This is a genomic window from Methanobacterium sp., from assembly GCA_016222945.1.
Lineage (GTDB): Archaea > Methanobacteriota > Methanobacteria > Methanobacteriales > Methanobacteriaceae > Methanobacterium_D.
The window spans coordinates 184,138-197,055 of the sequence record JACRPY010000006.1; the positions used below are offsets into that span (position 1 = coordinate 184,138).

Genomic DNA, 12,918 nt, shown 5'->3' on the forward strand with positions numbered 1-12,918 from the left:
ACAATGGCAAAGATTAACTACGCTTATACGGATGACAATAAAGCTAAAACAGCTAAGGCTCTTGGAAGATCCCTTAAGATCTCTCCAAAACATTCTGTTGAAATATGTAACAAAATAAGAGGAATGAATGTAGAAACTGCCAAAAATTACCTTGAAGACGTAATTGAAATGAAAAAAGCAGTTCCTTTCAAAAAGCATAACAAAAAAGTAGGTCACAGAAGAGGGTTAGAAGGCTGGCCAACTGGTAGATATCCAGTGAAAGCAGCAGCCCAAATTCTTGATATAATTAAAAGTGCTGAAGCAAATGCTGAATACAAAGGCCTTGATACCGAAAATCTTAAAATAATACACATATCTAGCCACAAGGGATACGTAATACGTGGATGGACTCCAAGAGCTTTTGGAAGAGCCAGTCCATTTAACACACCAACCACCCACATACAGATTGTTCTAGAGGAGGCACAGAATTAAATGATTGAAAAAGATTTTGTCACAGAAGGTCTTAAAAGGACAAGAATTGATGAATACCTTGAAAACGAGCTTGAAAGGGCAGGTTATGGTGGAATGGAAATTCAAATAACCCCTCTAGGTACAATGATTGTTGTTTATGCTGAACGTCCAGGAATGGTTATTGGAAGAGGTGGAAAAACCGTCAGAAACATAACACAAACCCTAAAAACAGGCTACGGACTTGAAAATCCTCAAGTAGAAGTTAAAGAAGTTGACATTCCTGAACTTAACCCTAAAATAATGGCTCATAAAATTGCAGCAATGCTGCAGCGTGGAATGCACTTTAGAAGAGTAGCGTACACAGCACTTAGAAGAATAATGGGTGCCGGAGCACAGGGTGTAGAAGTTACGATTTCTGGTAAAATAAGAGGTGCAAGGTCAGCAACAGCAAAATTCAATGATGGTTACATTAAAAAATGTGGTGAACCATCTATAAGGTTTGTTAAAGAAGGATTTGCAACTGTTCAACTAAAACCTGGAGTTTTAGGAATATATGTTAGAATTATGCCGCCAGGAATGATTTTACCTGATAAAGTGGATATTCTACAAGTTGCTGTTGAAGAACCGGAAGCTGAAACAATCTCTGAAACTTTAGAAGTAGAAGAAGTTGAAGAATCTTCAGATCAAGAAATTGAGGACACAAAAATCAGTGAAATCGCTGAAGAGCTTGAAGAAGAAACTTCTGAAGAGTTAGAAGAAGCAGAAGATATTGCTGAGGAACTGGAAGAAGCAGAGGAATCTGTTGAAGAGGAGCCTGAATCTGAAGAAGCTGTTGAACCGGAATCTGAAGAGGAACCTGAAGAATCTGTTGAAGAGGAGCCTGAATCTGAAGAAGCTGTTGAACCGGAATCTGAAGAGGAACCTGAGTCTGAAGAAATTACTGAAGATGAATCTGGTGAGGAACTGGAAGAAGCAGAGGAAACTATTGAGGAACCTGAAGAGGAGCCTGAAAAAGCTTCTAAAGAACCTGAAAAGGCACAAGAAGAGTCAAAAAAGCCAGAATAGAAATATTGCATATGCATAAATATAAAAAGGATGGAATAACATGGTAATATTAAGGAGCAAAGAAATACGTGAAATGGAAACCGAGGACATCCAGAAGAAACTGGATGAACTCAAAGCAGAATATGCAAAAAATATTTCAAAGAGTTCTGCAGCAGGAGTTTATGAAAATCCTGGGAAAATCAAGGAACTTAAAAGAACAATTGCACGTGTCCTTACCATAATGAACGAAAAACAGAGGGAGAAGTAAAATAGATGAAAGTCTGCGAGATTTGTGGTCTTCCAGAAGAACTTTGTGTCTGTGAAGAAATAGCTAGAGAAATTCAAAAAGTTAAAGTATACACAGTAAGAAGGCGTTTCGGAAAGCTTATGACCATTGTAGAAGGTATAGATAAGCACGATATAGATATAAGAGAACTAACAAAGGAACTCAAGAATAAATGCGCCTGTGGAGGGACTGCTAAAAAAGGCCAGATTGAACTTCAAGGGGACCATAAAAGGAAGGTCAAGCAAGTTCTGGCTAATATGGGTTTTTCTTCAGATACAATAGAAATAAGATAATTTCAATAGAAAATTCAGTGAAATAAAGACAATCTCTCAGTTTAAAGCTATTAAACTGCTAACAAAGTAAATAAGACTTTCAAACACGAAAAATGATAACTCCAAAGAATATATTCCAACATGAGCTAATAGGACTCCCTGTTAAGATTGTAAATAGTACTCATGATGGATTCATAGGAATAGAAGGAAAAGTTGTTGATGAGACTAAAAACACCATCAAAATTGAACAAGAGGACGAAACTGAGAAAGTAGTTCCCAAGGGAGTTGCAACTTTTCATTTTAATTTGCCTGAGGGCATTATTGTAGAAATAGATGGCAATATTATCATTGCTCGCCCTGAAGATAGGATAAAAAAGAAATTCAGGAAATATTGGTGATAACATGGTAGGTATTGATGTTCAAGAACCTAAAGAAAAATGTGACGATCCGAACTGCCCATTTCATGGAGCTCTTCCAGTAAGAGGCCAGATTTTAGAGGGTATTGTTACAAGCGACAAAGCTGAAAGGACAATCACAGTAGAAAGAAGTTTTTATAAATTTATAAGAAAATACGAAAGATACGAAAAAAGAAAATCAAAAATAACCGCTCACAAGCCTGACTGTATTGATGTAAATATAGGTGATGCAGTGAAAATCGCAGAATGCAGGCCTTTAAGTAAAACCAAACATTTCGTGGTTTTAGAGGTTAAAGGAGACAAATAAATGAAAGCTATCACTTCAAATGTTACAAGAGTTTTACCAATAGGTGCAAGACTCCAGTGCATTGACAACACAGGTGCAAGGGAAGTTGAAATTGTATCTGTTAAAGGATACAAAGGTGTAAGAAGGAGACTTGCAATCGCAGGTGTAGGTGACATGATTATAGTTACTGTTAAAAAAGGAACTATAGACATGAGAAAAGAAGTTATGACTGCTGTTGTTGTAAGACAGAAAAAAGAATACAGAAGAGCAGATGGCTTAAGGGTTAAATTTGAAGACAATGCTGCAGTTATAATAACTCCAGAAGGTACATTAAAGGGTTCTGAAATAAGAGGCCCTGTTGCTAAAGAAGCAGCTGAAAGATGGCCAAGTATTGGAAGTGCTGCAAGCACTATAGTTTAATGGTGATAAAATGTCAAAACAACCAAGAAAACAAAGGAAACTTCTTCACAAAGCACCATTACATGTAAGACATAAATTAATGAGTGTTACATTAAGTAAAGAACTCAGAGAACAGCATGGAAAAAGATCCATCCCTGTAAAAAAAGGTGACACTGTAAAAATAATGCGTGGAGACTTTAAAGACCACGAAGGAAAAGTAGAAAAAGTGGATCTTAAAAAATACAGAGTTCAAATTGAAGGAGCTTCATTACAAAAACCAGACGGAAATCAAATTTATCACTCTGTACACCCATCCAAACTTATGATAGTAGAGCTTGATTTGGATGATGAAGAGAGGAATAAAATAATGGAGAGGAAGGGATAAAATGGCAATAATGGGATCTAGAAAACATCTCAAGCGTTTTAAAGCGCCAAAACATTGGCCAATCCATCCAAAAGAAAATAAATGGACCGTAAAACCAAATGCAGGTCCTCACGCTATAGATGAATCATTACCTTTACTTCTTGTAGTTCGTGATATTCTCAAAGTTGCTGATAATGCCAGAGAAGCAAAACGAATTATAAACAGCGGCGAAATTCTTGTAGATGGAAGGGTAAAAAAAGATTATAAATTCCCTGTTGGATTTATGGATGTAATAGAAATTCCAAAATCAGAAAGTATATATAGAGTTTTACCGGATGAAAAAGGAAGATTAGTACTTTATCCAATAGCAACAGAGAATAAAGAATTTAAACTCTGTAAAATCACTAATAAAACCACTATAAAAGGTGGCAAAACTCAACTTAACTTACATGATGGAAGAAACTGTCTTAGTGAAGATGAATGCAGGGCAGGGGATGTAATAATCCTTAAAGTTCCAGAACAGGATATATCTGAAGTAATTAAATTCGAAAAAGGAACTATTGGCCTTATAACTGGTGGAAAACACATTGGTGAAATTGGTAAAATTAAGGAGATTAACATAACAAAATCTTCAATGCCTAACACCGTTGAAATAGAAACCGAAAATAAAAAGACATTTCTTACATTAAAAGAGTATGTTTTTGTAATCGGTAAAACCAAACCTGTAATCACACTTCCTGGAGGTAAATAGATGAACCCAATGGAAGAAGTAAAAATAGCAAAGGCAACAATCAACATTGGTGTTGGTGAAGCTGGAGAAAGGCTTGTAAGGGCTGAGAACTTAATTAAAAGCATAACAAACCAACAACCAGTACGTACTTTTTCTAAAGTTACAAATCCTGAATTTGGTATAAGAAAAGGGCAACCCATAGCATGTAAAGTTACATTAAGGGGAGAAAAAGCTGACAAAGCCATTAAAATGATTCTTGATGGTATTGAAAACAAATTAAAAACAAGCCAATTCGATGCTCAAGGAAATGTTTCATTTGGAATAGAAGAACACATAGACATTCCAGGAATGCGCTATGATCCAGATATAGGTATATTTGGAATGAATATTTCCGTAACATTCGAAAAAGCAGGTTATAGAATTAAAAAAAGGAAAATCCAAAGGAAAAAAATCCATAATAAACATAAAGTAACTTCAGAAGAAACTATAAACTTTATGAAGGAAAATTTCCAAGTTAGGATTAAATAAGGTTGCAGGAAATGTGTAAATTTCCTGAACCCCAAAATGAAAAATTTTTAGGTGATACACTTGCCAAGAAAATACGGAAAAGCATCAAGAAAATGTAGAAGATGCGGCGATCACTCTGCATTAGTTAGAAGATACGGGCTTATGTTATGCAGACAATGCTTCAGAGAACTCGCACACAAAATAGGATTTAAAAAATACAATTAAGAGGTGTTATTCGTGCTTATGGATCCTTTAGCAAACGCGCTTACTAACATGAGAAATAATGAAATGCAGGGAAATAATAGATGTAAAATTTCACCTGCATCAAAAATGATAGGGCGCGTTCTAAGAACAATGCAAAAAGAAGGATATATCGGCGAATTTGAATTTGTCGATGACAACAAAGCCGGACAGTTCATAGTAGAACTTGAAGGAAATATAAATAAATGCGGTGTTATAAAGCCAAGACACGCCGTTGGAAAGGACGATTTTGAAAAATTTGAAAAGAGATACTTGCCCTCCAAAAACTTTGGAATTATGATACTTACAACACCAGAAGGAATCATGACTCACAAAGAAGCAAAAGAAAAGGGAATTGGCGGTAGACTCTTAGTATATGTCTATTAAGGTGATAAAATGGTTGAAGCAGTAGTCCTTAGAGAAGAAATCGAGATTCCTGAGGGTATCGACGTCACCATAAATGGTGAAGTAACCGTGAAGGGATCAAAGGGACAGCTCTCAAGGAAATTTAAGCATTCCAATATTGTCATTAAAAAGGAAGATGAAAAAATTGTTTTAGAAAGTAATTTTCCTAAAAAAAGAGATAAAGCAATGCTTGGAACTATAAAATCCCATATTGATAATATGATTATAGGATTAACTGATGGATTTACTTATAACATGAAAATAGTTTATGCTCACTTCCCTATGACTGTAAAAGCTGCAGGGGATAAAGTTATAATAGAAAATTTCCTCGGTGAAAGATACCCGCGAACAGCAAAAATTGTAGGAAACGCTAAAGTCCAGATAAAAGGTGAAGAAGCAATCGTTACAGGTGCTAACAAAGAAGAAGTTGGACAAACAGCAGCTAACTTAGAGCAAGCTACAAAAATAAAGGGAAGAGATCCAAGGGTGTTCCAAGACGGAATATACCTTGTAAGTCGGGAATAACGGCGGTGACAATATGAAAAAACCAAATTTCAAAAGACAGGAATGGTTTAGATACAAGAAACTTGGGGATAAATGGAGAAAGGCTAGAGGTAAAACTAGTAAAACCCGAAGATACGAAAAAGGGAAACCCGCAATGCCTTCAATAGGCTACGGATCTCCAAAAGTAACAAGAGGGCTCCATCCATCAGGATACAGAGATGTACTTGTCCGCAACCTAAACGAACTTGAAAACCTGGATCCATCTGTTCAAGCCGGTAGAATTAGTGCTACAGTTGGAAAAAGGAAAAAAGAAGTTATGCTTCAAAAAGCAAAAGAATTAGGGATCAAGATTCTAAATAAGGGAGTTTAAGTACTAAATGCAGAGTGCTTAAGTCAGTAAAATCTGACACACAAATATAAATTGCAATTTAATCGCAAAAAAACCAATTAAGGTAAATTTTGATCAGCCTTTCAAAAATAAAGCTCTAAAACTTTCAATAAATATAAACTTGTATATAATGGCTTAAAATCTATATTTCAAGGAATTATTGACAGTTCTATAGGTTTTTTGAAGAGGTTGAAGGGAGGTTTCTTAATGAATCTTACTACTCAAAAGAGATTGGCCGCAGATATACTCAAAGTCGGGGAAAACAGGGTATGGATAGATCCTGAAAGAACAGAAGAAGTATCAAGAGCCATAACTCGTGAAAACGTAAAACAATTAATTGATGATAAAGCCATAAGAGCTAAGCCTCAAACTGGCATAAGCAGCTATAGATCAAAGAAAATTGCTGCACAGAAGAAAAAAGGAAGAAGAAAAGGTCAAGGTAGTACTAAAGGAGCTAAAGGAGCTAAAAATCCAAAGAAAGAAGCATGGATGACTACTATAAGGGCTTTAAGAACTGATCTAAAGGATATGAGAGAAAACAGGGAGATAAACAAAACTACCTACAGAAAGCTCTATAGGATGGCAAAGGGTGGCGCTTTCAGAAGCAAATCCTACATGAAAACCTATGCAAGGGATCATGGCCTGCTCAGGTAGATAAGGAGGAATTTAATTGGCACACGGATCAAGATACAAAGTGGCATTTAAGAGAAGAAGAGAAGGTAAAACTGATTATGGGGCCCGATTAAGGCTTATTGATTTAGAAAAAGCAAGGATGGTTGTAAGAATTACAAACAATCATGTAATTGCTCAAATAATAAAAGTAGCTCCAGAAGGAGATGAAACAATTATTTCAGCACATTCCAATGAACTTAAACAAATGGGATGGCTTGGATCTACAAAAAACAGCTCTGCAGCATATTTAACTGGATTCTTATGCGCTAAAAAAGCTTTAAAAGATGATGTAGACACAGCTGTTTTAGATATTGGTTTAAAATCACCTACAAAAGGCACTAAGGTTTTTGCTGTATTAAAAGGAGCAGTAGATGCTGGACTAAACATTCCTCATGGCGATTCAGTCTTACCTACAGATGAAAGGATAAGAGGGGAACACGTAGCACAATATGCAGAATCTTTAAGTGAAAAAGAACTTAATGAGAAATTTTCACAATATATAAAGAATGGATTATCCCCAAAAGATCTCCCAGACCATTTTGAAAAAATTAAACAGAAAATAAGTGAAGAGGGATCATAATGAATTATAATAAAGAAGAATGGGAGCCTAAAACTAATTTGGGACATTTGGTCAAAGACGGAACTATAACTGATATAGATGAAATCTTTGAAAAAGGACTTCCTATAATGGAACTTGAAATTGTTGATAAACTCCTACCTGATTTAGAAGAAGAAGTAATGGATGTAAACCTCGTGCAGAGAATGCACAAATCTGGTAGAAAAGTTAACTTCAGAGTAATTGTCGCAGTTGGAAATAAAAACGGATATGTAGGTCTTGGACAGGGAAAAGCCAAAGAAGTAGGTCCTGCAATAAGAAAAGCTGTTGATAACGCTAAATTTAATATAATCAAAGCCAGAAGAGGCTGTGGTGATTGGGGATGCGTATGTGGAAGAGAACACACCGTACCATTTAAAGTTGATGGGAAAAAAGGCAGTGTAAGAGTAACATTAATCCCAGCACCAGGTGGAGTTGGTCTTGCAATAGGAGATGTTGGAAAAACTATCTTAGGACTTGCAGGAATAGATGATGTATGGTCTCAAACAATGGGCCAAACACAGACAACCATAAACTTTGCAGGCGCTGTTTTTGATGCTTTGAAAACTTTAAGCAAAGTTAAAGCAACAAAATCTGACCTTAAAAATCTTGGAGTAGCAGTATAAGGTGATAACATGATTGCAGCAATAAGAGTAAGAGGTAGGACAGGGATTAAAAAGGACATTGCAGACACACTTGACATGTTAAAACTTACAAGAATCAATCATGCAGTCTTAATCGAAGAAAACCCTAGTTATCAAGGAATGCTTCAAAAAGCCAAAGATTACATAACTTGGGGAGAAATTGACTCTGAAACAGTGGCTAAAATTATATCCAAAAGAGGAAAATTAGCTGGTAACATTAAAGTCACTGAAGATTACCTAAAGGAAAATACAGATTATTCCTCAGTAGAAGAACTTTCAAAGGCAGTAGTAGATTCTGGTGCTAAACTGGAAGATAGTGGAATAAAACCAGTATTTAGACTTCACCCTCCACGAAAAGGATACGAAGACATTAAAAAAACTTTTGTAGAATCTGGAAGTTTAGGTTACAGAGGAGATAAAATAGGAGATCTTATAAAAAAGATGATCTAATATTTTTTAAAGATCAAAAAACTCTTATTTCATGAATTTGATGAAACTTTCAAGAGGGAATAACGATGATAAGAAGGACAAAAAAAATAAGGAAATTGAGAGGATCACGAACCATTGGTGGCGGATGTTCTAAAAAACGAAGAGGAGCAGGCCATAGAGGTGGAAGAGGAAATGCAGGTCTCCATAAAAGTAAATGGACATGGACCGTTAAATATGATCCAAAACACTTCGGAAAATATGGATTTAAAAGACCACCACGAAGTATTTTAAAATTCAATCCGGTTAATTTAGATTACTTAGATGAAAAATCAGAAGAATTAGTAAATCAGGGTTTAGCTTTAAAGAAAAATGGCGCAATTGAAATAAACGTCACAGACCTTGGTTACAATAAAGTTTTAGGAAAAGGTAAAGTAAACAGGCCTTTAATAGTAAAATCTCCTAAATTCTCCAGTTCCGCAATACAAAAAATAGAGGAAGCTGGCGGAGAAATAGTAACTTTATAATGTATTTAAGGCAAGGAGTGAAGCTCATTGATTGAAAAATTACAGCCAATTTTTTCATGGATTCCTCAAGTCAAGTCACCTCAACACAGACAGCCTTTTAAGGATAAACTCAAGTGGACAGGTATAATTCTTATATTATATTTTGTCCTTGCTAATATCCACCTTTTTGGGCTTAGTCCAACTGCTGTTGACCAATTTTCGCAGTTAAGGGCAGTACTTGCAGGGGAATTTGGTTCCATTATTACTTTGGGTATAGGGCCTATAGTAACATCATCCATTATTCTCCAGCTTTTAGTTGGAGGAAAAATATTGAATCTGGATCTTTCAAGACATGAGGATAAAGCTTTGTTCCAGGGCACTCAAAAGCTCCTTGCTATAATATTTACTTTATTTGAAGCAGCAGTAATGGTTTTGGCAGGTTTACTTCCTCCATCAGCACCAGAACTTGCAGCAATTCTTATAGCTCAAATAACTCTTGGTGGAATCCTCATTATATTTTTAGATGAAGTTGTATCAAAATGGGGATTTGGAAGTGGTGTAGGCCTCTTCATTGTTGCAGGAGTATCACAGGCAATAGTTGTGGGAACGTTTAACTTCCTTGCATCTCCAACATCACCAGGAGTACCTGCAGGAGCAATTCCTAAGTTTATATATCTTTTAACTACAGGAGCTCCTGATTTCAGCATACTCATTCCAGTACTTGCTACTATTATTGTTTTCCTAGTAGTAGTATACGCTGAAAGTATGCGGGTCGAAATACCTCTTTCTTATGGTGGGGTAAAAGGAGCAAGAGGAAAATATCCCCTAAGATTTATTTATGCAAGTAATATGCCTGTTATTTTGACTAGTGCACTTCTTATGAATGTGGCATTATTCGCTGGTTTATTCCAGAAAATTGGTTTCCCTATTCTGGGGACAATTTCTCAAGGCCAAGCTGTAAGTGGAATTGCATATTATTTATCAACCCCATCCAGCCTAAGTGTAGTGCTTACAGACCCCATAAAAGTAGCAATTTATGGAGTTGTGTTTACAGCATTATGTGTACTTTTCGCATGGCTTTGGGTGGAAATGAGTGGAATAGGACCAAAAAAGGTCGCTGCAGATCTTCACAGAATGGGAGTGCAAATTCCAGGACATAGAAGCAGTAAAACACACTTTGAAAGAATATTAAAGAAATATATTCCAGCTATAACTATCCTTGGTGGTGCATTTGTTGGTCTTTTAGCTTTTGGTGCAGATTTAACCGGTGCATTAGGCGGAGGTACAGGTGTTCTACTTACTGTTGGTATTGTGTACAGATTATATGAAGAAATAGCTCAAGAACAGTTAATGGACATGCACCCAATGCTCAGAAAGTTCTTAGGTGATTAATTAGAAGGGATAAAAATGAAAGTTGTTGTAATTGCAGGAATTCCAGGATCAGGAAGTACTACAGTACTAAATAGCGCACTTGAAAATCTTAATTACATAAATGTGAATTATGGAGATGTTATGATTAAGATAGCCCAAGATGAGGGTATTGTTGAAGATAGAGATGCTTTAAGGACATTATCTCCAGATGTACAAAAAGAAATTCAAAAGAATGCTGCAAAAAGTATAAGAGAGATGTCGCAAGTAAATAATATAATTGTGGATACTCATTGTACTATTAAAACACCTGCTGGTTTTTTGCCTGGACTTCCAAAATGGGTATTAGATGAGCTTCAACCAGACATGTTCATATTAATTGAAGCAGACAATGATGAAATCCTGATTAGAAGGCTAAGCGATAAGACTAGAACAAGAGATATGGAGAAACTAATTGATATTGGACTTCATCAAGAAATGAACCGTTCAGCTGCAATGGCTTATGCTACACTTACAGGTGCTACTGTAAAAATCATTAAAAATCATGATAATCGGCTTGAAGAGCCAGTTGAAGACATGGTAAACACATTAAAATGACTTATAGAATAATAAAACTTTAAGAGAAGAGGAAAACAAAATGGTACTTGAAATATTATGGGGTCCGCTAAATGCTGCTTTAAATCCTTTTATACAATATATGGGTCCACTTATGGCTATATTGATAATAGGTGTTGTAATATCACTTATAACTACAGTTGCACAAAAAGTTCTTGTAGATCAAGACAGGCTTCTATTCCTTCAAAAAGAAATGAAGGATTTCCAGCAAGAGATGATGGAAGCCAGAAAAACAAATGATCCAAAAGCATTAGAGAAAATGCAAAAAAAACAGATGGAATTCATGGGTTTGCAGAAAGAAATGATGACAATGTCATTTAAACCGATGATAGTGACATTCCTTCCTATAATTATCATATTTTGGTGGATATCCCAAAATTCATTATTAAATTCAATGATTGTTAATTTACCAGCAACTGCTTATTACGCGCTTTTAGTTCCATTGTGGCATGCACTCCCATTTTATGGGGGGACAATACCTGGAGCTCCTGAAATGTCAATCACATGGCTTGGATGGTACATATTATGTTCATTTGGGTTCTCAATGCTTTTCAGGAAACTAATGGGAATTAAAAGTGGCGGAGGAATGTAACTCCATTATATTTCAATTTCATGGACTCATTAAGTGTCAAAATTAAACTCCCAAAAATCGTAGATTTTTGGTGCCCCAGAAATCCTCAAAAACCTTCGGTTTTTGGGAGTTAGAAAATACTTAGTATTTTCTAAAATTCGTAGAATTTCTGTAGGGTTTTAAAGAAGTAGGAGAGATGTAAATGCCTGAATTAAGATACAGATCTAGATCATATAAAAGAGTATTCAAAAAAACCCCTGGAGGAAAAACGGTTTTACGTTACAAGAAGAAAAAGCCCAGCAAGCATATTTGTGCCGAATGCGGTAAACTTCTTCATGGAGTTCCAAGGGGAAGACCATACCAAATAGGAAAACTTTCCAAATCTAAAAAAAGGCCAAACAGGCCTTATGGTGGAAACCTTTGCCCACAATGCACACGAAAAGTGTTTAAGCAAGGGGCAAGGGAATGATTATAACTATCAGTGGATTAGCTGGAAGTGGTACCACTACAGCATCTAAAATCCTATCAAAAAAAATGGATATTCCATATATCTCAGCAGGTGATATATTTCGCCAGATGGCTGCAGAAAAAAATATGGATATTCTGGAATTTAGTAAGTTCGCTGAAGAAAATGAAGATATTGACATTGAAATTGACAAACGACAAGCAGAAATAGCTAAAAATAAAGAAAATTTAATTGTCGAAGGAAGGCTATCTGCCTATTTTGTAGAATCTGACCTTAAAATATGGTTTATAGCTCCAATTGATGTTCGAACAGAAAGAATAAGTCAAAGAGAAGAAAAACCATACGAAATTGTCAAAGAAGAAATAATTAAAAGAAGTGAAAGCGAAGCAAAAAGATATCATGAAATTCACAATATCCATATTGGAAATATGGAAGTTTATGATGTAATCATAAACACAAGGAATTTTCATGCAGAAAGCGTCGCAGATATCATATTAAAAGCAGTAGAGGTGATTTCATGCCAGCAATAGAAGTAGGAAGAGTATGTGTAAAGATTTCAGGAAGAGAAGCAGGCGAAAAATGTGTTATAGTCGAAATTATCGATGATAAATTTGTTGAAGTTGTAGGAACAAATATTAAAAACAGAAGATGCAACATCAAACATTTAGAGCCAGTTGATGAAATTATTGAAGTAAAATCAGACAACGTAGAAGAAATTAAAAAAGCTCTGGAATCAGTAGCTTAAAAATATAGGGCGTTGATAG

Annotated in this window: 25 protein-coding genes; all 25 read left to right on the forward strand. The window is 35.6% G+C overall.

Annotated elements, in window-relative coordinates; translation table 11 throughout:
- The first annotated feature begins 3 nt into the window (after nucleotides 1–3).
- The 25 genes from HZC47_09925 (at nucleotide 4) to HZC47_10045 (ending at nucleotide 12,899) form a co-directional block, all read left to right on the forward strand.
- Entirely contained in the window at nucleotides 4–471 is a 468-nt protein-coding gene (locus tag HZC47_09925; protein MBI5681201.1) for a 50S ribosomal protein L22, read from the forward strand.
- The gene (rpsC, locus tag HZC47_09930; GenBank protein ID MBI5681202.1) at nucleotides 472–1,515 is read left to right on the forward strand and encodes a 30S ribosomal protein S3; all 1,044 of its coding nucleotides are present in this window, start codon (nucleotides 472–474) and stop codon (nucleotides 1,513–1,515) included. It begins immediately after the preceding gene.
- A gap of 40 nt (nucleotides 1,516–1,555) precedes the next feature.
- Nucleotides 1,556–1,762 (forward strand): 50S ribosomal protein L29, encoded by a 207-nt coding sequence (gene rpmC, locus HZC47_09935; protein ID MBI5681203.1) that lies wholly within the window; start codon nucleotides 1,556–1,558, stop codon nucleotides 1,760–1,762.
- Nucleotides 1,763–1,767: 5 nt separating this feature from the next.
- Nucleotides 1,768–2,073, forward strand: a complete 306-nt coding sequence (gene yciH, locus HZC47_09940; protein MBI5681204.1) for a stress response translation initiation inhibitor YciH — start codon at nucleotides 1,768–1,770, stop codon at nucleotides 2,071–2,073.
- A 92-nt stretch (nucleotides 2,074–2,165) separates the two neighbouring features.
- Nucleotides 2,166–2,450 carry a ribonuclease P protein component 1 gene (locus HZC47_09945; protein ID MBI5681205.1) on the forward strand — a complete coding sequence of 95 codons (285 nt, stop codon included), beginning with the start codon at nucleotides 2,166–2,168 and terminating at the stop codon, nucleotides 2,448–2,450.
- Nucleotides 2,451–2,454: 4 nt separating this feature from the next.
- A complete protein-coding gene (locus HZC47_09950; GenBank protein MBI5681206.1) occupies nucleotides 2,455–2,775 on the forward strand; it encodes a 30S ribosomal protein S17 in 321 nt (106 codons plus the stop codon).
- Nucleotides 2,776–3,174: a 50S ribosomal protein L14 gene (locus tag HZC47_09955; GenBank protein ID MBI5681207.1), complete on the forward strand. Its 399-nt coding sequence runs from the start codon at nucleotides 2,776–2,778 to the stop codon at nucleotides 3,172–3,174. It abuts the gene before it with no gap.
- Nucleotides 3,175–3,184: 10 nt separating this feature from the next.
- On the forward strand, nucleotides 3,185–3,538 hold the full coding sequence (gene rplX / locus HZC47_09960) for a 50S ribosomal protein L24 (GenBank protein MBI5681208.1): 354 nt from the start codon (nucleotides 3,185–3,187) through the stop codon (nucleotides 3,536–3,538).
- Nucleotide 3,539: 1 nt separating this feature from the next.
- Nucleotides 3,540–4,268, forward strand: coding sequence for a 30S ribosomal protein S4e (locus tag HZC47_09965; GenBank protein ID MBI5681209.1), 729 nt, complete (start codon nucleotides 3,540–3,542; stop codon nucleotides 4,266–4,268).
- On the forward strand, nucleotides 4,269–4,775 hold the full coding sequence (locus HZC47_09970; protein ID MBI5681210.1) for a 50S ribosomal protein L5: 507 nt from the start codon (nucleotides 4,269–4,271) through the stop codon (nucleotides 4,773–4,775).
- Between the two features lie 51 nt (nucleotides 4,776–4,826).
- Complete coding sequence (locus HZC47_09975) at nucleotides 4,827–4,979, forward strand: 30S ribosomal protein S14 (GenBank protein MBI5681211.1); 153 nt, start codon at nucleotides 4,827–4,829, stop codon at nucleotides 4,977–4,979.
- Nucleotides 4,980–4,997: 18 nt separating this feature from the next.
- Nucleotides 4,998–5,381 (forward strand): 30S ribosomal protein S8, encoded by a 384-nt coding sequence (locus HZC47_09980; GenBank protein ID MBI5681212.1) that lies wholly within the window; start codon nucleotides 4,998–5,000, stop codon nucleotides 5,379–5,381.
- A 9-nt stretch (nucleotides 5,382–5,390) separates the two neighbouring features.
- Nucleotides 5,391–5,924 carry a 50S ribosomal protein L6 gene (locus HZC47_09985; GenBank protein MBI5681213.1) on the forward strand — a complete coding sequence of 178 codons (534 nt, stop codon included), beginning with the start codon at nucleotides 5,391–5,393 and terminating at the stop codon, nucleotides 5,922–5,924.
- A gap of 13 nt (nucleotides 5,925–5,937) precedes the next feature.
- Nucleotides 5,938–6,273 (forward strand): 50S ribosomal protein L32e, encoded by a 336-nt coding sequence (locus HZC47_09990; protein MBI5681214.1) that lies wholly within the window; start codon nucleotides 5,938–5,940, stop codon nucleotides 6,271–6,273.
- Nucleotides 6,274–6,498: 225 nt separating this feature from the next.
- Complete coding sequence (locus tag HZC47_09995; protein ID MBI5681215.1) at nucleotides 6,499–6,945, forward strand: 50S ribosomal protein L19e; 447 nt, start codon at nucleotides 6,499–6,501, stop codon at nucleotides 6,943–6,945.
- 16 nt (nucleotides 6,946–6,961) lie between these two features.
- Nucleotides 6,962–7,543: a 50S ribosomal protein L18 gene (locus HZC47_10000; GenBank protein ID MBI5681216.1), complete on the forward strand. Its 582-nt coding sequence runs from the start codon at nucleotides 6,962–6,964 to the stop codon at nucleotides 7,541–7,543.
- A complete protein-coding gene (rpsE, locus tag HZC47_10005) occupies nucleotides 7,543–8,184 on the forward strand; it encodes a 30S ribosomal protein S5 (GenBank protein ID MBI5681217.1) in 642 nt (213 codons plus the stop codon). Before HZC47_10000 ends, rpsE begins: the two co-directional genes overlap by 1 nt.
- A 9-nt stretch (nucleotides 8,185–8,193) precedes the next feature.
- Nucleotides 8,194–8,652, forward strand: a complete 459-nt coding sequence (gene rpmD, locus HZC47_10010) for a 50S ribosomal protein L30 (GenBank protein MBI5681218.1) — start codon at nucleotides 8,194–8,196, stop codon at nucleotides 8,650–8,652.
- Nucleotides 8,653–8,717: 65 nt separating this feature from the next.
- Nucleotides 8,718–9,155 carry a 50S ribosomal protein L15 gene (locus HZC47_10015; GenBank protein ID MBI5681219.1) on the forward strand — a complete coding sequence of 146 codons (438 nt, stop codon included), beginning with the start codon at nucleotides 8,718–8,720 and terminating at the stop codon, nucleotides 9,153–9,155.
- Nucleotides 9,156–9,182: 27 nt separating this feature from the next.
- Nucleotides 9,183–10,526: a preprotein translocase subunit SecY gene (gene secY / locus HZC47_10020; protein MBI5681220.1), complete on the forward strand. Its 1,344-nt coding sequence runs from the start codon at nucleotides 9,183–9,185 to the stop codon at nucleotides 10,524–10,526.
- Nucleotides 10,527–10,541: 15 nt separating this feature from the next.
- The gene (locus tag HZC47_10025; GenBank protein ID MBI5681221.1) at nucleotides 10,542–11,099 is read left to right on the forward strand and encodes an adenylate kinase; all 558 of its coding nucleotides are present in this window, start codon (nucleotides 10,542–10,544) and stop codon (nucleotides 11,097–11,099) included.
- Nucleotides 11,100–11,139: 40 nt separating this feature from the next.
- Nucleotides 11,140–11,709, forward strand: a complete 570-nt coding sequence (locus HZC47_10030; GenBank protein ID MBI5681222.1) for a DUF106 domain-containing protein — start codon at nucleotides 11,140–11,142, stop codon at nucleotides 11,707–11,709.
- 181 nt (nucleotides 11,710–11,890) lie between these two features.
- Nucleotides 11,891–12,157: a 50S ribosomal protein L34e gene (locus HZC47_10035; GenBank protein MBI5681223.1), complete on the forward strand. Its 267-nt coding sequence runs from the start codon at nucleotides 11,891–11,893 to the stop codon at nucleotides 12,155–12,157.
- Nucleotides 12,154–12,684 (forward strand): AAA family ATPase, encoded by a 531-nt coding sequence (locus HZC47_10040; protein ID MBI5681224.1) that lies wholly within the window; start codon nucleotides 12,154–12,156, stop codon nucleotides 12,682–12,684. The genes HZC47_10035 and HZC47_10040 overlap by 4 nt, the downstream gene beginning before the upstream one ends.
- Nucleotides 12,672–12,899 carry a 50S ribosomal protein L14e gene (locus HZC47_10045; protein ID MBI5681225.1) on the forward strand — a complete coding sequence of 76 codons (228 nt, stop codon included), beginning with the start codon at nucleotides 12,672–12,674 and terminating at the stop codon, nucleotides 12,897–12,899. Before HZC47_10040 ends, HZC47_10045 begins: the two co-directional genes overlap by 13 nt.
- The last annotated feature ends 19 nt before the right edge of the window (nucleotides 12,900–12,918 follow it).